Here is a 20,146-nt window from a genome sequence, read left to right on the forward strand (position 1 = left end):
ATTTACAAAAGGATACGCAATATCCTGCTCCACTCCATGTTGTTTTACTCTAATACCGAGCATAGAAACACAATGATTTGGACTTAAATTTTATGTTAAAACCTTTTTTAACAACATGTACTTTGGCAATCGCCGTAGCAATGACGGGTTGTTCAACCACAGAATCTCTCCAAACCTCACCCAATGCGTCTCAAAAAGAAAGCATCAACCTCTATGGCCGTAACTGGATTGCTACTCATATCAATGGTGTCGAGGTCAAAAGCAATGATCTTTCTAGCAAGCGCCCTGCAATTCAATTTGATGCCAAAGGCAAACGTTTCTTTGGTGCAGATGGTTGTAACCAAATTCAAGGTAGCTTTGAAAGCCAAGGTTCTATCTTACGCCTCGGCCCAATTGCTTCAACCATGATGGCGTGTATTGGACAAGATAACAGTGCGCTCTCACGTCAATATAGCAATGCATTGGCAAGCACCACCAACTATGAACTCAAAGGCCATGAGCTTAAATTCATGGATGCATCCGGCAAAGTACTGGTCAGCTTCGTTACCGTAATTCAGCCGCTTCCGTAATTTACAGATCACAAAAAAGTAAAAGCTCGTTGCGAACACGGGCTTTTACTTTTTGAGCACTTCGTTTACTTTAGTAACATTCTTAAAATTAAAAATTGGGGAGTCTTATGCAACAAGCACTATTTGGTGGTGGATGTTTTTGGTGTGTCGAAGCCGTGTTTCTACAACTCAAAGGTGTAGAGAAAGTGGTGAGTGGTTATGCAGGTGGCATTAGTCAAAACCCGACTTATGAACAGGTCTGCCAAGGCACGACTCAACATGCTGAAGTCGTTCTGATTGATTTTGATGAGCAGCAGATCAGCTATACGCAATTGTTGAATGTGTTTTTTACCACACATGATCCAACGACACTCAATCGTCAAGGCAATGATATTGGCACACAATATCGCTCGGTGGTGTATTACTTCAACGAAGAGCAAAAACAGCAGGCTGAACAGGTCATTCACGGTCTAGAAGATGAAGGACTGAATATCGTCACTGAGCTCAGCCCAGTACCGACGTTCTACCCTGCGGAAGAGTATCATCAGAACTTCTTTGCACGTAATCCATCACAAGGTTACTGTAACTTTAGCATTCCGCCTAAGCTATCCAAATTACGCGCCAAGTATCTTGATCTACTCAAAGATGCCTAAGCACAAAAAAAGCAACTCATTGAGTTGCTTTTTTATTGATATCACGTGTTGTCTTAGTTTTCACTGACGAACGCAATATCACTTAAACCTGCTTCACTGGCACGAGACATGACTTGTGCAACCGTATCATATTTTGATTCTTTATCTGCACGTAACTGCACAGTCGGTTTTGTCTCTGCTTGACCCGCTTCTTGGAAACGTTTCTCTAGCTCGTCTAAGCTAATGATCTGCGCATCCCAAGCCACCTCACCTTTATCATTAATACTAATGGTAATGGCTTTTGGTGGTGGATCGACAATTTCAGCAGTGGTCTTTGGTAAACTTAGTGGAATTGATGGGTTAGCAACCGTTGCTGTGACTAAAAAGATAATCATCAATACCAACATAATGTCGATCAGAGGAATGAGGTTCATCTCATTCATGCCACTGTCGTGGTCTTCACCCAATTGAAAGCCCATCTTAAGCTTGACCTCCAACTAAACTTTGTTGTGTGGTTTTAGTTTCAGTCTTTACCGTTGTTTCTTGCTGCAACATGGTATCGATTAACAAGCTATGTGCTTGATCTTGTAAATCATGCGCCAAGCCACGGTTAAAGCGTACACAGATGTTGTAGGCCATCACCGCAGGAATCGCAACTGCAAGACCCAGACCAGTCATAATCAAGGCTTCACCTACTGGTGTGGCAACCTGAGCTAAGCCAGCTTGACCACTCTTACCTACCGCAACCAAGGCATGGAAAATACCCCATACCGTACCAAATAAGCCCACGAACGGCGCAAGTGAAGCGATGGTTCCAAGAACTGATACGCCTTTTTCTGCTTGAGATTTCTCTGCAGAGATTTGGCGAAGCAATGCTTGTTCAGCCACAGCTTTACGTTGTTCAAATGACAACGGTTGTAACTTCGCTTTGAGCGAAGCCAAAGCTTGTACCAGTTGCTTATAAGCCTGTTGTTTTAATTGGCGTGTTCCTAAAATGCGCAGAATGAAAATAGTCCACGTCGCAATCGACATTGCTAAAAGGATGAAATACAGTGTTTTACTTACTGCATCTGCATGTTGCCAATAAACTGAAAAGTTCATATACGAACTCCTGATTTAATCTGTCGCAAGGACTCAAATTTATTAAGGACTAAGATCAAACGGTTGCTCTGCTCGAATCGGGTAAGCAACACCATTTTCCATATACGGTTTAAATTTCGCACTTCTGACAGCACGTAAAACTTTTTCATCTAAATTCGGGACACCACTGCTACGTGTAATACGTGCATTGGTAATTTTACCTTTTTCATCCGCCTCAATCAGCACCATCACTGAACGTGTTTGGTTATCCAGATCTTTGGCTGTGACAGATAATTTTGGTGAACGACTCCACTGTACGCCTGAACCACCAATCGATACACGTTTTGGTGTTGGATCTGCAGCAGGTTGAGGTTTCACAACTTCCTGAACTGGTTGTGGTTTTTCAACCACTTTTTCAGTCACAGTGGTCACAACCTTGGTTTCCACCTTTGGCTCAATCTTTTGTTCAGTTTTTTGAAGTACAGGTTTTGGCGCCTCTTTGACCTGTTGAACCTTTTCAATCTTCTTCGGTGGCGGTAAAGGTTTTTCAACAACCTTCACTTCCTTCACTTCTTTTTTAGGTTCAGGTTTCGGCTTTTCTTTCGGTTTTGGTGGTTCAGGTTTTGGCGGTTCTTTAATTTTAACGAACTTCACCTTAAGCGGTTCTTTCTCGATTGGTCTTAACTCAATCGTTTTCATGTGGCTCACCGCCCACAGAACTCCTACATGTCCAATCACAACTGCAACTAAGGCAGCGATGATTTTCTTTTTCATCGGGTGTGGCGTGTTGAATGTAGCAGGAGATTGACTCATAAGAATCTAAGTACCTAATAGATGGTGACGCTTTCAAAAAAACGATTTCACTCATCGGATAGAACAATGAAAGTGCCGTAATAATAAATGAGAAGTGTTTTCATTTGCAACTGTTTTTTCTTGTATATTTGCTAGCCATTGAAAAATAGACATAAAAAAACATGCCTTGCGGCATGTTCTCTTTACATACTGTTACATGGCAATTGATTAGAAAACTACGGTCTTGTTGCCATCCACAATGATACGATCTTCCAAGTGCCATTTGACGGCACGCGCCAAGACATTACGTTCAACATCTTCACCCAACTCACGCAATTGCTCAACGTTATAGTCGTGGCTCACACGCTCAACATCTTGCTCGATGATTGGGCCTTGATCCAGATCAGCCGTCACATAATGTGCAGTCGCCCCAATCAACTTCACCCCTTTCTCATAAGCTTGCTTGTATGGGTTCGCACCAACGAAAGCAGGTAAGAATGAGTGGTGAATATTGATGATTTTCATTTCCCACTGAGCAACAAAGTCTTCACTGAGAATTTGCATATAACGTGCCAAGATTAACAAGTCATTGCCCTGCATCATCTCATTAATCTGCGCATAAGCTTCGACTTTATTGTCTTTATTCACAGGCACCACATGGAATGGGATACCAAAGTTTTCAACCGATTCACGTAAATCTGGATGGTTAGAAATGACTTGGGTAATTTCACATGGTAATGAACCACGCGCATGACGCCATAACAGCTCTAATAATGCATGATCAACTTTAGAAACCAGAATACCGACTTTTTTCAATTCACCGACGAAATTCAATTTCCATTGCATGTTGTAGCGTTCTGCAACATTGGCAGCAAAAGTCTGCATCAATGCTTCTTTACGCGATTGCAAATGATCAAGCTCAAACTCAACACGCATGAAATAACGCCCGCCTTGAGCTTCTGTTGCGTACTGATCAAGTGCGGTAATGTTTGCTCCCTGATGATACAAAAAGCTCGATACGGCTTGCACAATCCCCGGCTTGTCTTCACAAGTAATCAGTAATCGTGCTGTGTGGGCTGTAGTCGTGTTCATTTGGTTAATATCACTTATTCGAATCAAATTAAAATCAAGCCGAGCATTCTAACCCTTTTTTGCTATTGACTAAATAGCTGCTGACGATCTATTCATCATCATTTTTAAGATTGGATAAGCTGGCAAATAAATCTGATGGCCCTAGTGATTTCAGTAATTGCTCATAAGTTTGACGACTTTCACCCATTAAATACGGGCCTTCCAAGAACACCATTTGGCGTAAGGCCTGCCAAACCCACTTTTCTTCAAGGCGGTTATTATCGCTAATATGCCCCGACATATATAAAAAGTTAGTCCAGTTAGTCAGCACAATCCACAAGTTAATGATCAAAGCTTCAATTTCTGAATCCGTCATCTTCATCAGACCAGCATCCACAAAGGCACGATAAATTTTTTGCCCTTGCTGCATCACCTGCCCTGCAAAACGTGGATAGATTTTGCGGAAGTCTTCATTATTTTCAACCAGATGATAGACATCGCGGTGAATAAAACGATAAGCCCACAACTGATTACTCAGCACTTGGAAATAACTGATTTTATCGTTGGCATTTAAAGGTCGATCAGTTGGCAAAGCCAGCATTTCCAGGGTTTCTGCCTGATACTGTTGTGCCAGCTCCTTAATAATTTCCTGCTTATTACGGAAGTGATAATACAGATTGCCAGGGCTAATCCCCAACTCAGCCGCAATGTGATTGGTGGTGACCGAACGTTCTCCACGCTCATTAAACAACTGCAAACTGATTTGCAAAATTCTATCTTTTGTTTTGTTCGGTTTAGCGTGCGACATTGAGTTTAACCATCTATAACATTATCAATAGGTTATAAAACAAACCTATAAAGCGACTTGACACTTTAGAGTATTTACTCTAAAAATTAAAAAATAATAAGCTTTCTTTTGGTCTACTCCTATGAACAGTCAAACAAAAACAACCGCTATGACACCTCATGTTGATGTAAAACGGCTGCATGATTTGCTTGAACAGCAAAAAGCAGCTTACCAACGTCATCCTGTTCCAAGCGCCAAAGAACGTATTGAACGCTTAGCCCGTCTTAAAAGTATCTTGGTAAAATATCAAGATCAATTTGCTAACGCAATTAGTCAAGACTACGGCAATCGTGCCGTAATGGAAACCAAAATTGGCGAAGTTCTGACTTGTCTAGAGCATATTAAATACTATAGCAAGAACCTAACTGAATGGATGAAACCATCTAAACGCCATATCAGCATGTTACACCAACCAGCCAAAGGGTGGGTAGAATATCAGCCACTCGGTGTGATTGGGGTGATTGCACCCTGGAACTATCCTTTATTACTTTCTGTTGGCCCACTGATCTGTGCCTTGGCAGCAGGTAACCACGCTATGATCAAAATCTCAAGCGCATCGTCAAACTTTGGTTATGTGCTTGAAAATGCATTGGCTGAAGCCTTCCCTCAAGAATTGGTCGCTGTTGTAAACGGCGGTGGTGTTATTTCAGATGCATTCAGTCATTTGGCATTCGATAAGATGATTTTCACAGGTTCAACCTCAGTGGGTAAAACCGTGATGGCTGCGGCAGCCGAGAATCTTGTCCCTGTGATTTTAGAATTAGGGGGCAAGTCACCGGCACTGGTTCATTCAGCCATGAACATCCGTGATGTGGCGCAGCGTATTGCCGTGGGTAAACTCTGGAATGCAGGTCAGACTTGTGTTGCACCTGACTATATGTTCTTGCCTAAGGGCAAAACAGCCGAGTTCACCAAGCACTATAATGACTTTGTGACCACCATGTATCCGACTTTGCGTGACAATAAAGACTACACTTCAATTGTGAATGACAAACAGTACAACCGCCTGCAAGGCTATTTGGAAGATGCTCGCGATCAAGGTGCGACGATTGTTGAACTAAATGCCAAAAATGAGTCTTTAACAGAAGTTCGTAAGATTGCACCGACCTTATTAACAGGTGTGACGACGGAGATGGAGATTATGCGGAATGAAATCTTCGGTCCGATTCTACCTATTTTAGAATATGAACATATCGAAGATGCATTGCAATTTATTAATAGTCGCCCTCGCCCCTTAGCGTTCTATTACTTCGACATTGATAGTGCACGTGCGGATTATGTGGCTAGCCGCACTCACTCAGGGCACTTCGGGATCAACCAGACGCTGACTCATGTGGCACAGGATGATCTGCCATTTGGTGGTATTGGCGCATCAGGTATGGGCAAATATCATGGTAAAGAAGGGTTCTTTAGCTTCTCACATGAACGCTCAATGATGTCGAATCCTGTTAGCCCTAAACTTTACAGTTTAAAATTCATCCTTCCACCGTATAATAAAGCCACGCACAAACTGCTTTTGAAAACACTATTTCGCTAAGCTGGTTAAGGCATGAGCTATCACACCAGTTCATGCCTTGTTTTTACCAAATTCGCTTGTCTTTTAATCGTATTTTTGGTATAAAACGCCCCTTGAATGATTTCATCCGTTTACTTGAATGGCTAGTTGCACGAAATTGTGCTGTATAAACTAGCAATGGAGTTCACCATGTCTAAGGTTTGCCAAGTTACCGGCAAGCGTCCTATCGTTGGTAACAACGTATCGCACGCAAACAACAAAACCAAACGCCGGTTCGAGCCGAACCTGCACCACCACCGTTTTTGGTTAGAAAGCGAAAAGCGTTTTGTACGTCTTCGTCTAACCACTAAAGGTATGCGTATTATTGATAAATTGGGTATCGAGAAAGTTGTTGCTGATCTCCGTGCTCAAGGTCAAAAGATCTAAGGAGTCTGAACAATGCGTGATAAGATTCGCCTCGTTTCTACAGCTGGTACTGGTTATTTCTATACCACTACTAAGAACAAACGTACTATGCCGGAAAAAATGGAAATCAAAAAATTTGATCCAAAAATCCGTCAACACGTCATTTTCAAAGAAGCTAAAATTAAATAATTTTAGTTCTTTAAAAAAAACGACTTCATTTGAAGTCGTTTTTTTTTGCCTAAAAAAAGCCTATATAAAAATGGGAAAGCGATTTACATGATTTTTTTTGATAAATAAAAAAATTGTCATCAACAAATTCGATTTTAGTTGTTACACTTTATTTGTTGTTTTCTTGGCATGCTTTATGCTCATTTATTTCTACCTTAACCGCAACGATTAAGGAACTCAAATGCCACATGATGTTGATTTAATTATATTACTTGCTGTTGGTTTTGGTATGGCCCTTATTTTTGGCTATATCGCAGCTCGTTTACGCTTACCTCCTTTAATTGGCTATCTCGTTGCCGGCATTATTATTAGTCCAAATACGCCTGGTGTGGTCGGCGATATCCAACTGGCCAATCAGTTAGCCGAACTCGGGGTGATGTTCCTCATGTTTGGCGTGGGGATGCATTTTTCGCTTAAAGATTTACTGCAAGTACGCCGTATCGCCCTTCCTGGTGCAATTTTGCAAATTGCGGTCGCGACTTTACTCGGCATCGCCGTTTCCATGTTTTGGGGGTGGAGCTTCGGTGCAGCACTGATTTTCGGTTTAAGCTTATCTTGTGCCAGTACCGTTGTTTTACTCAAAGCATTGGGTGATCGCGGCTTACTTGATTCCGTTAACGGAAAAATTGCCGTTGGCTGGCTTTTGGTTGAAGATCTGGTCATGGTCTTGGCCTTGGTACTACTACCTGCAACAGCCGTGTTGCTCGGTGGTCAAGCATTACCAGGGACAGATACCTCACAAAGCATCTGGATTACCATTGGCATTACCCTGCTCAAAGTCACTGGTTTTATCGCCTTTATGCTGATTATTGGTAAACGCTTAGTACCAATGATCATGCAGTTCGTGGCACGTTTAGGGTCGCGTGAACTGTTCACCCTTACCGTTGTTGCCGCCGCAGTTTCAATTGCCTACGGTTCTTATGCCGTGTTTGGGGTATCAATGGCACTTGGTGCATTCTTCGCAGGGATGGTGGTCAAAGAGTCTGACTTTAGTCATCGTGCCGAAGAAGAAACCCTCCCCTTACGTGAAATCTTCTCGATTCTATTCTTTGTTTCGGTCGGCATGCTGTTTGATCCGAGCATTTTGGTTGAAGAACCATTACGTATTTTAGCCGTGGTTGCCATCATCATGGTCGGCAAAACACTTGCTGCAATGGCTTTGGTCCTGTTCTTCCGTTATCCAATCAACACGGCCTTAACCGTCGGTGCCAGTTTGGCGCAAATCGGTGAGTTTTCCTTTATCTTGGCAACACTCGGCTTATCGTTAGGTTTATTGACGCCTGATGCACAAAACCTGATTCTTGCTGGTGCATTGTTTTCGATTACCCTCAACTCATTTGTGTTCTCTGCGATTGAGCCAGTACAACGCTGGATTCGTGAGCGCTCGCATTTGGCCCGTATGTTAGAACGTAGTGGTGACCCATTGGCCATGTTGCCGGATGAGGTTGATCAAGCTTACCTGCGTGATCAGGTGGTGATTATCGGTTATGGTGGCGTTGGTCGTCGTATCAGTGAAAATCTGATGCAACAAAATATTAAAGTGGTGATTGCTGAAGAAAATCGTGAAATCGTAGAAAAACTACGTGAACAAGGTATTGCAGCTGTCAGCGGTGAAGCGACTGAACCGAATGTGTTAATTCAAGCCCATATTCAACATGCCCGTTTACTGGTGATTTCACCAATGGATATTCTAGACATTCACCGTATTGTCGATATTTCCAAACAGCTTAATCCTGAAATTCAGGTCTTGATCTGTGCAGAAAGTAAAGAAGAAGCAGTGGTGATTCGTGAAGAAAATATTGGTGAAGTGTTCTACGCCAAAGAAGAAATGGCCAAAAATATGAGTCATCATATCCTCAGTCAAATCGAATTGGCGCATCAGTCTGAAGCCCATTAACTGGTTTGAAAGCACAAAAAAAAAGCGTACTTGAAGTACGCTTTTTTTGTTTTTGAGATCAGCTCAAATGTGTTGGCTGTTCATCTAGCACTTCTGCTTGCCACTGATTCATCTGTTTTTCTAACAGACCAAACAAAGCCGCTTGAATCATGTGCTGTGCAACTGTTGGAGTCTGATCACCCAGAATTGCTTTTACTTCGTCACTAAACTGAATCTTGACCAAAGGTTCATGTTCTTCAGAACCCGCATTGCGCAAAGCCAGCTCACCACCTTCGAGTTGAACCAATTCAAGAACGGCTTCTTGATTACCAAATAATTCTTTTAACTGTTGCATTGACATAAATTTTCTCCATGCTTCAACATGGTGGCAAAGTATTTTGCGCTCACGTCTTATTTATATAAGTACTGTTGGCTTAAATTTCAAGTCATCTTCAAGATTTGACTTAGAACTCCACCATTTCATTACGAAAACCATCAATTAAATGACTTAACTCACGGTGCCATTCACGTAAGATTTTCGCATCAGGTAACCACGCTTGTGGGCTTTGTGTGACTTTAATAATCAGATTTGAAGAAGTTTCATTTTCAGGTTCTGGTGCTGTTGGCTCGGGTGCGTATTGACACATACGGTATGCGCGTTTCAACTCTGCCACAAAACCGTCTTTTGCCAATTGCTGTAACACCAGCACTTCCGGTGAAACCTGCCCTTTATCTGCCATATGCTCTTCAATCGACTTAAAGGTGGGCTGTAAATCATTGAGACGGTAATAACGGACCAATTCCTGCAAGAAGGCTAAAATTGCGCCGTGTAAATGAAATACTGCTGCCTCACGGTAAGCCTGTGCCTGCTGAATATGTTCAGTTTGCTCAGCTTGTTGACATGCAAGACGAGCAAAATACAGTTTCTGATTGGTGCGATCAGCATGATAACGAGCAACACGAGACATAATATTTTCCTTCAAGATCCTTTCGCTTGGTTTGGGGTCTGTTGATATTTCACAGATGCGTGCGACAGAGGGCATTTTTTAGATGCTACAAGGCAGGTCTTATGTAATTTAGTTATTCTAAATAAATAAGACATAACGCAGTAGCAGCAAAAAATGTCCCTGTCCCGTAGGGTTATGGCTAAAACATCCATAAACTGCGTTATGAAACTTAACAAGGGAGTCGCCATTGTCTTCGTTTCATGCCTTGTTTATGTCATTTTAGCCGATAACGCAATGCATGGCTGAAATATCAATAGACCCTACTTAAGATTAAATGCTTTAATGATAAAATCAATATCTTTTGAGCCTGTCCATGCGCCATATTCAACAAGCCATACTGAGCTTAATATGCTGTATGGCCATTCCCATCGCTTATAGCTGTGAACCTGCTGGTTTAGACTGGGAAAAGCTCTATGCCGATTACGATCTCAATCGTGATCAAATGATTGATCAAAATGAATGGAAGCAACTGATTCATTTAAAAGACCAACCTGTTGCTTGGCAGAAACAGGTATTCGCACTTGACCCCAAACGAATGAAAATCTTTAAAGCACTCGATCAAGATCAGAATGGCTTAATCGACCAGCAAGAAATCAACAATATCTATGACTATTTCATCAACCCTTGTCAGGGCTGGGGACAAACATGGGGTAAATAAGATTGAGATAAGTTACTCAATCTCCAGCTCAATCGAATAAAGTTTTCGCTTGGCCATGACTTGAAGCGGTGGATTAATCGGTCGGATATTACGGATGACCCAAGCCAAATAGCCTTCAGCCCAATACCTCGCACAAGCAGCATCCACCTCGTCAGCTTGCCACGCATGTACGGACTCAATATCGACCAGTGCAACGGCAAAACCGGCCTCTTCATCCCCATCATTCAAAAGAAAATTTTGATTCTCGACAATCACCACATCTTTCAGTGGCAAAGTTTCAGGTTGCCATGAGCGAATCTCAAGGGTTTTAAGCCCTTGTACAATCCGCTCAGCACTCGGAGCAACAATCGATAAAGCCGTATATTGCTTTATCATAGATTATTAAGCTTTGTCATCCGCAGCTTTGACACGAATACCTTGGCTCTTTACTTTCAAGGTATTTAAACCTTTGATCGCTTTAATCGCTTCACGTGGATTTGGCATTTCAACAAAACCGAAACCTTTCGATTTACCCGTTGCTTCGTCTTTGACCACGACACAAGACTCAACTTTTCCATATGCTTTGAATAAGTCGAGAATTTCTGCATCAGTCACATTACGGTCTAAATTACGAACTAAAATTTTCATGCTAAAGCCTAAAAGATGATTCACTGTTTATGCAATGAATCAAAAGAAATTGAATCTCGCTAGTTTAATCGAAATCAAGGCCAAAACCTAAATTGATTGCGCTAGTACGAGAACGATTGCTTTGTCCATAGGCACGTGGAATATCTCGATGAATCTGAACATCAACTAAATGTTGAGGTAAATCATTGAGGAAGTAGCTTTCTATTTTTCTTCCTAGCTCGTCATATTGATCCTGCGACCATAAATTTAAATTTTGTTTGGTCAAAATCAATTCATCTTCGGCACGGGTTAAGGCCACATAGAGTACACGGCGTTCTTCTTCGACATCATCAAAATCGCCTTGTGCGCGTGCATGAGGATATTGATTCGGAGAAACATGCGGGACATAGCACACTTTTTGTTCAGCCCCTTTGGCTGAATGAATCGTAATGAGCGTGACTAAATCTTGATCTGGGGTTTTATCAATTTCTGAAATGGAAATTGGATCCAATACATATTCTTCTAAGAACTCACCGAGAGAGTTGTGTTTGCGTGCCAATTGCTTAACCAGATCAAAGTCTTTGACACGGCGAGTCCAGTCTTTGGTTTTATAATTATTTTCCAGCTGTTCATTTAATGCATCTAGTGCCAGACCGATACAGGCTTCGACATGTTGCTGTAACACATCCAGTTGCATCAAAATCAAAATCGCTTGTTGTGGCACTTTGCCGTGTCGCTCTAGACGTTGGCAACGTGCTTCGATATCAGGAAGCTGAATCAACTCCTGTGCCAACTTACTGGCACCGACATCGCCTACACCATCCCAGAGTGTTAGGAAACGCATCCACGCCAAGTCATCCTGCGGGTTAACACTGACCCGCAGCAAGCTCAAGACATCTTTCACATGTGCTGATTCTAAAAGCTTCACCCCACCAATAAAACGATAAGGGATATTGGCAGCGATGAGTGCACCTTCTAGATAACGCCCACTAAAGCCAGAACGCAGCAGTACCATGTGCTCTGCCCAAGCCGCACCCTGCATATGACGACGATTCAAATCTTGAATAATCCAATTGGCTTCTTCAAACTCATTGCTCAAGATATGCAGTTGTGGCTTTAAACCTTTGCCCCGATAAGCCTGTAGATGCTTGTCATATTCAATTTGGCTCTGCGCTAGCAGCCAATTGGATAAATCTAAAATACCTTGGGTCGAACGATAATTCATTTCCAAAGTCAGGACTTCAGCATCCGGTACGCGTTCTTTAAAGTGATGGATATTTTCGAAGTCAGCACCACGGAAGCCATAAATAGATTGTGCATCATCTCCCACACAAAACAATTTGACCTTGCCCACTAAAGGTTGCAGTAAAGCCCATTGCAGTGGATTGGTATCCTGCATCTCATCGACCAATAAGGCTGAGCAGAAACCCGTGACCCATCTCACCAACTCAGGTGAGTTCTGCAAATGCACTGCCACGATAGATAGGATGTCATCATAATCCAAAAAGCTCCGTTCTTGCTTACGTTGCTCATAGGCTTTCATCAACTCGGCAATCTGCGCCTTATACTCCAGCGCTTGCGGTAATTGCTCAACTAGAGCATCTGAGAGTTTGGTTTTGGTATTCCGCGCATAAGAATACAGATCACACAGCTCCGCAGCCTTCGGCAGCACATTGCCCTTATCTTTGCCACGCAATAGGCGGAACATCAGCAATTGATCATCTCGATCAATAATACTGAACTGGGTCAAACCAAAAGCGCGTGGGTTACGGCGCAAGAGATACATACAAAAGGTATGGAAAGTTGAAGCACGTAAACCTTTAGCCTGTATCCCCATATGCTGTTCCACCCGTGTGACGATTTCGCTTGCCGAACGTCGGGTAAAGGTCAAGATTTGAATCTGTTGTGCGGGTAAGCCCTGATCAATCAGATATGCTGCTCTGGCGACAATGGTTTTGGTTTTACCACAGCCCGCCCCTGCCAAGACCAGACAATTTTGTGCAGCCGTGGTGGCTGCCTGTTTTTGTTGTGGATTCAGTTCATCAATTAGCTTGGCAAGCGTCATACAGTCGGTCAATTAGAAATGAAGGACTATTTTAGCAGACTAAGGCTATCGAGATGTTTTCCGCTACAAAAACAAAAAGAGCATGTAAATACATGCTCTCGCTTTGGGATGTGTCGCTTAAACTGTAGTTGAACTATGCGGTAACTGTTTAATCGCCCCTGCAAAAGTCAAATAATTAATCCCTTGGAACAAAATATCAATCGCAAGGAACATCCCCAATACCCAGAAAGGTGAATCAGGCGAAGATAGAATCAAAATCCCAGTTAATAGGGTTAAGATGCCTGAAAACAGTACCCAGCCCCAACCTGAAATCGGTCTGAGAATAAAGGCATTCACGCTACGAATCATTCCCGCAATAATTAAGGCAATCGCCAAGAAACTGGTGAGTACCACGGCAGTAATCACGGGGGTGGTAAAAGCAAAATAACCGGCTGCCAGATATAACACCCCAAACAAGGCCCATAACCAGCGCGTGCCCCCTTTAAATACCATAAATGCAGCGACAAAATGCAAAATACCACCCAACATCATCAGCACACCAAATAATAAGACCGCCGATAATGTCGCAAAGGGTAAGGCTGCTAAAAGAACTAAACCAAAAACGACCAATAATATGCCTAAGAGCAGATACCATTTACGATCAGCATGCAGCTGATTGCGAATTAGATCGTTACCCACTGTTTTCATCATTATTTACTCTTTTATCATCAATGTTATATCTCTATATTGATCGTGTTTTTCACTGAGTTCTGTATAAGGCATGTTGAGAATTAATGACGGAATGTCAGAAAACGGAGCTTTTCTCTGATTTTTTTAAGTTGTATCCCTCTTTTCAAAGATATGGATAAGTTGAAACTTATCCACAATTTATTTGATCCAGCCGATTTCTTGTGCAGTTAGTACGCTAATTACCGTTTGTTCTAAATCATTTGGCATTTTACTTTTGTGCTCGGACAACGGAATCCGTCCCCCCATAATTTCAGCTTCTACCTGTGGATAGAGTGGTTGTTTATCCGCCTGCGCATAACCTATCGGGAAAAGAGGTTCACCATTGGCGAGACTATATTTATCGGCCGCACCAAAGCCATGCAATAACTCATGTACCAACACCACATTATTTTGCTGTGCTTGTTTAACCGAAGCAAATAGATTGACCGATCCAATTCGCCCACGTTCCAGTGCTGTCGAGTGCTTGAGTTCCCGATTCAGTTTCGGGTCATAATAATTCAGATATAAGGTGAGACTGGGTGAACCATCAATAGATTGGTGCTGTTTCCATGCATAGAATCGGAACTTTAAACTCCATAGAATATTATTCAAAATATTCGCTTGCTCAGCCATTTTCGGTGGAGTTTGTTGTAACTCACGTCCTATCTGGATCATGAAATCACTAGACTGTCCTCGATATTGCTGGCTGTTTTTTTCTAAATATTGCTTGACCTCGGTAAAGTTATCTTGCTGCAAACCCTGAATATACTGTTGTGTACTGGCACGACCATCGGCATTAATCGGATGCAACAGTACATGAATCGGCTGATTCCAATCCTGATTTTGATCACGATAAGCATTGACTGCAACAACCAATAACACCAGCAGCAAACAGGCAATTCGAATATTTTTCCACATGAATTTCACCCCAATTCAAAATCATTATTATTTTTCTTTATTCAATAAAAATGCCAGCAATCGCCAGCATTTTCTTTCATCTTAAAAAGTTAGCCTTCTACCCATTTTCCATCTTGGAACACCAAACTCCACTTGGTCTGCTTACCTTCAGCGGTCTCAGAACCTACATATTGTGCTTGATTCTTACGGCTGAATTTCACGACCGTTGGATTACCTTCAGGATCGACATCTGGCGCTGCTAACAAGAACTGGTATTTTGGATCAAGCTGCTCGGCAACACTGCGTAATTCAGCCACTTTCGGTGCACGCGTTTCACGGATTTTCGGGAATTTGCTGGCAGCCAAGAAGAGACCTGCTGCACCATCACGTAACACAAAGAAATCATCATGTTTGGCTGAACGTAAGTGTTCCATTTTGATTGGATCAACACGCGGTGGTGCGGGTTGACCGCTCTTCAATACTTTACGGGTATTGTCACAGCTTGAACAAGCAAAGTACGGACCAAAACGACCTGTTTTCAACTGCATTTCGCCATCACATTTATCACATGGAATGGTCGGACCATCATAGCCCTTGATCTTGAATTCGCCTTCTTCAACTTCGTAGCCATCACAATCTGGGTTATTACCACAGACATGCAATTTACGGCCACCGTCAACCACATAACTGTCCATTGCGGTACCGCATTTAGGACAACGATGTTTCGACATCAAATCAGCAGTTTCAGCACCATCATCATCCGACAAAGCGGCTAAAGACTCGACTGGGGTTAAGTTCAGTGTGCCTTTACAACGTTCTTTCGGCGGCAAGTTATAACCCGAACACCCCAAGAAAACACCCGTGGTTCCAGTACGGACTTGCATTGGGCGTGAACATTCTGGACATGGCACATCCGCCACTTCGACAGGCTGATTACGACGCATGCCGCTTTCACCCTGCGCATTGGTTAAACGCTTTTTGAAGTCACCATAGAACGTATCCAGCAATTCTTTCCAGTTCCGCTCACCCATGGCAACACGGTCTAACTGGCCTTCTAAATCTGCAGTAAAAGCATAATTCATCAGGTTATTAAAACTTTCATCCAGACGGTCGGTGACAATCTCGCCCATCTTCTCGGCAAAGAGACGACGGTTTTCCAGTTTGACATAGCCACGTTCTTGAATAGTCGAAATAATCGCAGCATAGGTCGATGGACGACCAATGCCTTTTTTCTCTAATTCCTTAACCAAAGAGGCTTCGGTAAAACGCGCAGGTGGCTTGGTAAAGTGCTGGCTCGGATCAAGCTTTTCTAACTTGAGCACTTCACCTACTTTTACCGCTGGCAGTAAAATATCATCATCGGACTTGTTCGCACCACGCACGCGAGTAAAGCCATCAAAAACCAAGGTTCGGCCTTTGGCTTTTAACTCAACATTTGACGCTTCAACGGTTAAAGTAGACGATAAATATTCTGCTGGTGTCATTTGGCAAGCGACAAACTGACGCCAGATCAAATCATATAAACGTTGCGCATCACGCTCAACTCCAGCAAGTTTGTCACCCGTTAAGCCAACATCAGATGGACGAATCGCTTCATGGGCTTCTTGTGCCCCTGCTTTATTGCCGTAACGATTTGGCTTGGCTGGTAAATATTTATCACCAAAATTTTGCTGAATATGATTACGCACCATATTCACAGCGTCATCGCTCAAAAAGGTTGAGTCGGTACGCATATAGGTAATAAAACCACCTTCATACAAACGCTGCGCCAACATCATCGTTTTCTTTACTGAGAAACCTAAGCGTGTACTGGCCGCTTGTTGTAAGGTTGAAGTAATATACGGTGCACTTGGATTAACCTTGGTTGGTTTATCTTCGCGTAATGCAACTTTATATTCCGCATCTTTTAATACGTTCAATAACGCATCAGTTTCTGCTTTATTTTTTAGTTTAAGGGTTTTGCCCGCTTGCTTAACCGCTTCAAGGCGAATGTCATCTTTCTTAGAAATAGTGTCTGCAAACACTTGCCAATATTCTTCAGGAATAAAGGCACGGATTTCACGTTCACGCTCGACCACCAGTTTCACTGCAACTGATTGCACACGACCTGCCGATAAACCACGGGCAATCTTTTCCCAGAGCAATGGCGACACCATAAAGCCCACTACACGGTCAAGGAAACGACGTGCTTGCTGCGCATTAACTCGGTTTAAATCGAGGCGTGTTGGCTGTTTAAACGCTTCTTGAATGGCATTTTTGGTAATTTCGTTAAAGACCACACGATGGTAGCGACTGTCATCGCCACCAATCACTTCTCTTAAATGCCAAGCGATCGCTTCCCCTTCTCTATCCAAATCCGTTGCGAGATAGATTGCATCAGCATCTTTGGCGAGTTTTTTTAGTTCGGCAACGACATGTTCTTTGCCTGGAAGCACTTCATAATGCGCAATCCAATCATGCTCTGGATCAACCCCCATACGGTTGATGAGTGCAGACTGTGCTTTTTCAGCTTTCTGTTCATCGGTGAGTTTGGTACGGGTTACGGGCTTCTTTTCAGTGGATTTCGCCCCGCCTCCTGTCGGTAAGTCACGCACATGACCCACCGATGACTTCACCACATATTGTGAACCCAAATATTTATTAATTGTTTTCGCTTTTGCAGGCGACTCCACAATCACTAAGGCACGTTTCTTTGCAGCAGATGCGGGAGCTGCTGTGCTTTCTGAAGCAGAGCGTGGAGTTTTCGCCATAATAAATCGTTTTTCCTATGTTTAATCAGTGAATTAGCGCTGTGCTAGTTCATGTAAATAAGCTTTCATATCTTCAAGCTGTGTGGCTTTCAGGTCTGTTTCTTCATCCCAATACAGCCCGACACAGTTTGCCTGCATATCAATAGCATAAACTCCTTTTAATGCAATGGTTAAATCATTAAATTTCTGATCACCTTGCACCACCTGAAGCTTGCCATCCACCACTCGAGCACGCATCAAGGCTAAACGAGCCTCTGGAATAAGCACACTATAATAGGCCACCATGCTGGCACGTTTTTCCGATGCCATTGGAATCTTGGTCCATTCTGGCGCGGCAATTAAACGTGGATGTAATCCCATTTTACGCGCCTGATCACGCATCATGCCCAATGCCTTTTCTCGTGGGCTGACACGCAAGCCAAAAATCGAGCCAAGTACAAACAGTACAATCGCTACCGTGATCCAAATTCCAATATTACTCATAAAGTCGCCCAAAACTTCCTTTTATTAGCGTTACATAAGTTGAATCCAAAAGGCAAGTTACAATATAAAAAATAATCTAGATTCAAACTAAGCTGTAAAACATGCCTTTTCATACCACCAAAAGGCAAAAACTTAAAATGCTGTCACCCACTTATTTTATTCACTGTGCGAGAGTTTTCCGAATTGGTCCAAATGCGCATCGCCCCAATGTTTTAATGCAACAATAATTTGTTCCAGACTACGGCCTAAATCTGTTAAGCAATATTCAACTTTTGGCGGGACTTGGGGATAAACCTCTCGATGCAAAATGCCATCCTGTTCGAGTTCACGCAGCTGATTGGTCAGCATTCTCTGGGTAATACTTGGGACACGCTTGCGAATTTCATTGAAACGCAAAGTGCCTTCATTGAATAAATGCCAGAGAATCACGCATTTCCACTTGCCGTCAATCAAACTGATCGCAGCTTCAACTGAACAGCCTGGGGAGCAAGCAAAACTGGAATGTCGCATTTTTGCCATTTTACAGTATCCTTTTTGACACTATGAGCGTTATTTGTCTGTAGTCACTAAAATTAAGCTTAGGTTATGCTGAAACTTGAATCAAGTGAAATCCAATCCAGAGGAAACATAACCATGAAAGCTGTGGCCTATCAACATGCGGGTGACATTACATCAGTAGATGCACTGGTCAATATTGAAATGGATATACCAACGGCACAGGGACACGATTTGCTAGTGCGTGTACAAGCGATTTCAGTCAATCCTGTTGACGCCAAAATCCGAAATCATAAAAGTGCTGAAGCGAATCAGTGGAAGATATTAGGCTGGGATGCTGTCGGGATTGTTGAAGCGATTGGCGAGCAAGTCACCCAATTCAACATCGGTGACCAAGTCTGGTATGCAGGTGCACTCAACCGACAAGGCAGTAATAGTGAATTACAATTGGTTGATGAGCGTATTGTTGGGCATGCCCCCGTATCACTCAATGCAAGCGAAGCAGCAGCACTGCCTTTAACTGCAATTACCGCATGGGAAATGCTGTTTGATCGATTAGCGGTTCCTCAGCTTACTACTGAGAACACCACGATTTTGGTGATTGGCGGTGCAGGTGGCGTGGGTTCAATGGCCATTCAGTTGTTGAAACAATTAACCAAGCTCACGGTCATCAGTACTGCATCTCGACCAGAAACGTCTGAATGGGTCAAGCAATTAGGTGCAGATTATGTCTTGGATCATCGTCAAGCTTTAGCGCCACAAATTCAGCAGCTTGGCTTAAATGCCCCTTTATATGTATTTTCAACCACGCAAACCGATCAGCATCTCGCTGATATTGCCGAACTGATTGCAGCACAAGGACATTTTGGATTAATTGATGATCCCGAGCAGCTCGACATTAAAATCTTTAAATCCAAGTCTGTCTCGGTGCATTGGGAATTTATGTTCACGCGCTCTATGTATCAAACGCAAGATATGATCAAACAGAGCCAATTGTTGAATCAGATTGCAAGCTTAGTTGACGAGGGGAAAATTAAAACCACAGTGAGTCAAATGCTCTCCCCCATCAATGCAGAAAACCTGAAACGTGCGCACCAACAAATCGAAAGTGGCACCACCAAAGGGAAAATTGTCTTGCATGGCTTTTAAAAGCATCACATTCATACGACTACGATGCGAAGTCTGGACTTCGCATTGCTCATATCTTAATAATGCGGCGGGCGATTGCTCATCGGATCAAAAGGCGCAATGCCTTCAGCCAAATCTGAGGCCTCAACACGTTGATAGAGTATCTGCATTTGCTTTTTCAAATCTGCAATTTCTTTGGTCTGAATCGCGAGTTGATCATTCAATTGTTCAACTAAATCGTCCAAAAATGCAATTCGGACTTGCAAATCTTCAATGGGTGCGGAAAATGACGCGTGATCATCAAATTTTTGTGGTTTAGTCATTTCAGACCTCATCTGAACTTTTAGGAAACAT

The 20,146-nt window shown here is 42.8% G+C and carries 24 protein-coding genes; 8 read left to right on the forward strand and 16 right to left on the reverse strand.

All coding sequences use genetic code 11. The annotated features are described in order from the left end of the window. Window positions 1-92: 92 nt before the first annotated feature. Entirely contained in the window at window positions 93-569 is a 477-nt protein-coding gene (locus tag F957_RS06180; protein ID WP_016542447.1) for an META domain-containing protein, read from the forward strand. Window positions 570-676: 107 nt separating this feature from the next. After that, entirely contained in the window at window positions 677-1,201 is a 525-nt protein-coding gene (gene msrA / locus F957_RS06175; protein WP_016542446.1) for a peptide-methionine (S)-S-oxide reductase MsrA, read from the forward strand. A 53-nt stretch (window positions 1,202-1,254) separates the two neighbouring features. Here the strand turns inward: msrA and F957_RS06170 are convergent, their stop codons facing one another. The 5 genes from F957_RS06170 to F957_RS06150 form a co-directional block, all read right to left on the reverse strand. Continuing rightward, window positions 1,255-1,659, reverse strand: coding sequence for an ExbD/TolR family protein (locus tag F957_RS06170; protein WP_016542445.1), 405 nt, complete (start codon window positions 1,657-1,659; stop codon window positions 1,255-1,257). 1 nt (window position 1,660) lies between these two features. Beyond that, on the reverse strand, window positions 1,661-2,281 hold the full coding sequence (locus tag F957_RS06165) for a MotA/TolQ/ExbB proton channel family protein (RefSeq protein WP_016542444.1): 621 nt from the start codon (window positions 2,279-2,281) through the stop codon (window positions 1,661-1,663). Window positions 2,282-2,323: 42 nt separating this feature from the next. Beyond that, window positions 2,324-3,073 (reverse strand): energy transducer TonB family protein, encoded by a 750-nt coding sequence (locus F957_RS06160; RefSeq protein WP_016542443.1) that lies wholly within the window; start codon window positions 3,071-3,073, stop codon window positions 2,324-2,326. Between the two features lie 207 nt (window positions 3,074-3,280). Continuing rightward, window positions 3,281-4,144, reverse strand: coding sequence for a formyltetrahydrofolate deformylase (purU, locus tag F957_RS06155; protein ID WP_016542442.1), 864 nt, complete (start codon window positions 4,142-4,144; stop codon window positions 3,281-3,283). Between the two features lie 88 nt (window positions 4,145-4,232). Further along, window positions 4,233-4,931, reverse strand: coding sequence for a TetR/AcrR family transcriptional regulator (locus F957_RS06150; protein ID WP_004655980.1), 699 nt, complete (start codon window positions 4,929-4,931; stop codon window positions 4,233-4,235). A gap of 121 nt (window positions 4,932-5,052) precedes the next feature. Between F957_RS06150 and F957_RS06145 the strand changes: the two genes are divergently transcribed. The 4 genes from F957_RS06145 to F957_RS06130 all read left to right on the forward strand — a co-directional run bounded on the left by F957_RS06145 (window position 5,053) and on the right by F957_RS06130 (window position 9,016). Beyond that, complete coding sequence (locus tag F957_RS06145; protein WP_016542441.1) at window positions 5,053-6,507, forward strand: coniferyl aldehyde dehydrogenase; 1,455 nt, start codon at window positions 5,053-5,055, stop codon at window positions 6,505-6,507. 168 nt (window positions 6,508-6,675) lie between these two features. Further along, entirely contained in the window at window positions 6,676-6,912 is a 237-nt protein-coding gene (gene rpmB / locus F957_RS06140; RefSeq protein WP_004649871.1) for a 50S ribosomal protein L28, read from the forward strand. Between the two features lie 12 nt (window positions 6,913-6,924). After that, window positions 6,925-7,080 (forward strand): 50S ribosomal protein L33, encoded by a 156-nt coding sequence (gene rpmG / locus F957_RS06135; RefSeq protein ID WP_003654787.1) that lies wholly within the window; start codon window positions 6,925-6,927, stop codon window positions 7,078-7,080. Between the two features lie 220 nt (window positions 7,081-7,300). Continuing rightward, complete coding sequence (locus F957_RS06130; RefSeq protein WP_016542439.1) at window positions 7,301-9,016, forward strand: cation:proton antiporter; 1,716 nt, start codon at window positions 7,301-7,303, stop codon at window positions 9,014-9,016. A 58-nt stretch (window positions 9,017-9,074) separates the two neighbouring features. On the opposite strand, the gene F957_RS06125 is transcribed toward F957_RS06130, so the two are convergent. Further along, complete coding sequence (locus tag F957_RS06125; RefSeq protein ID WP_004655985.1) at window positions 9,075-9,356, reverse strand: hypothetical protein; 282 nt, start codon at window positions 9,354-9,356, stop codon at window positions 9,075-9,077. Between the two features lie 103 nt (window positions 9,357-9,459). Beyond that, window positions 9,460-9,963, reverse strand: coding sequence for a DUF6586 family protein (locus tag F957_RS06120; protein ID WP_004655987.1), 504 nt, complete (start codon window positions 9,961-9,963; stop codon window positions 9,460-9,462). Between the two features lie 352 nt (window positions 9,964-10,315). Between F957_RS06120 and F957_RS06115 the strand changes: the two genes are divergently transcribed. Continuing rightward, a complete protein-coding gene (locus F957_RS06115; protein ID WP_016542438.1) occupies window positions 10,316-10,660 on the forward strand; it encodes an EF-hand domain-containing protein in 345 nt (114 codons plus the stop codon). Between the two features lie 12 nt (window positions 10,661-10,672). On the opposite strand, the gene F957_RS06110 is transcribed toward F957_RS06115, so the two are convergent. From F957_RS06110 to F957_RS06075, 8 genes are all read right to left on the reverse strand, one after another. Continuing rightward, a complete protein-coding gene (locus F957_RS06110; protein ID WP_016542437.1) occupies window positions 10,673-11,035 on the reverse strand; it encodes an ASCH domain-containing protein in 363 nt (120 codons plus the stop codon). Between the two features lie 6 nt (window positions 11,036-11,041). Beyond that, window positions 11,042-11,287: an RNA recognition motif domain-containing protein gene (locus F957_RS06105; protein ID WP_004802550.1), complete on the reverse strand. Its 246-nt coding sequence runs from the start codon at window positions 11,285-11,287 to the stop codon at window positions 11,042-11,044. A 64-nt stretch (window positions 11,288-11,351) separates the two neighbouring features. After that, the gene (locus tag F957_RS06100; RefSeq protein WP_016542436.1) at window positions 11,352-13,331 is read right to left on the reverse strand and encodes an ATP-dependent helicase; all 1,980 of its coding nucleotides are present in this window, start codon (window positions 13,329-13,331) and stop codon (window positions 11,352-11,354) included. A 117-nt stretch (window positions 13,332-13,448) separates the two neighbouring features. Next, window positions 13,449-14,021, reverse strand: coding sequence for an HdeD family acid-resistance protein (locus F957_RS06095; RefSeq protein WP_016542435.1), 573 nt, complete (start codon window positions 14,019-14,021; stop codon window positions 13,449-13,451). Between the two features lie 177 nt (window positions 14,022-14,198). Beyond that, window positions 14,199-14,957, reverse strand: coding sequence for a hypothetical protein (locus tag F957_RS06090; protein WP_016542434.1), 759 nt, complete (start codon window positions 14,955-14,957; stop codon window positions 14,199-14,201). An 89-nt stretch (window positions 14,958-15,046) separates the two neighbouring features. Next, window positions 15,047-17,686, reverse strand: a complete 2,640-nt coding sequence (gene topA / locus F957_RS06085; protein WP_016542433.1) for a type I DNA topoisomerase — start codon at window positions 17,684-17,686, stop codon at window positions 15,047-15,049. Between the two features lie 33 nt (window positions 17,687-17,719). Continuing rightward, window positions 17,720-18,169 (reverse strand): hypothetical protein, encoded by a 450-nt coding sequence (locus tag F957_RS06080; protein ID WP_016542432.1) that lies wholly within the window; start codon window positions 18,167-18,169, stop codon window positions 17,720-17,722. A gap of 156 nt (window positions 18,170-18,325) precedes the next feature. Then, complete coding sequence (locus F957_RS06075; protein WP_016542431.1) at window positions 18,326-18,688, reverse strand: winged helix-turn-helix transcriptional regulator; 363 nt, start codon at window positions 18,686-18,688, stop codon at window positions 18,326-18,328. A 114-nt stretch (window positions 18,689-18,802) separates the two neighbouring features. On the opposite strand from F957_RS06075, the gene F957_RS06070 reads away from it, so the two are divergent. Next, window positions 18,803-19,813 carry a zinc-binding alcohol dehydrogenase family protein gene (locus tag F957_RS06070; protein ID WP_016542430.1) on the forward strand — a complete coding sequence of 337 codons (1,011 nt, stop codon included), beginning with the start codon at window positions 18,803-18,805 and terminating at the stop codon, window positions 19,811-19,813. 56 nt (window positions 19,814-19,869) lie between these two features. Here F957_RS06070 and F957_RS06065 read toward each other — a convergent pair whose 3' ends face one another. Beyond that, window positions 19,870-20,115 (reverse strand): SlyX family protein, encoded by a 246-nt coding sequence (locus F957_RS06065; protein ID WP_016542429.1) that lies wholly within the window; start codon window positions 20,113-20,115, stop codon window positions 19,870-19,872. Window positions 20,116-20,146 lie beyond the last annotated feature (31 nt).

This window comes from Acinetobacter gyllenbergii CIP 110306 = MTCC 11365, assembly GCF_000413855.1.
Lineage (GTDB): Bacteria > Pseudomonadota > Gammaproteobacteria > Pseudomonadales > Moraxellaceae > Acinetobacter > Acinetobacter gyllenbergii.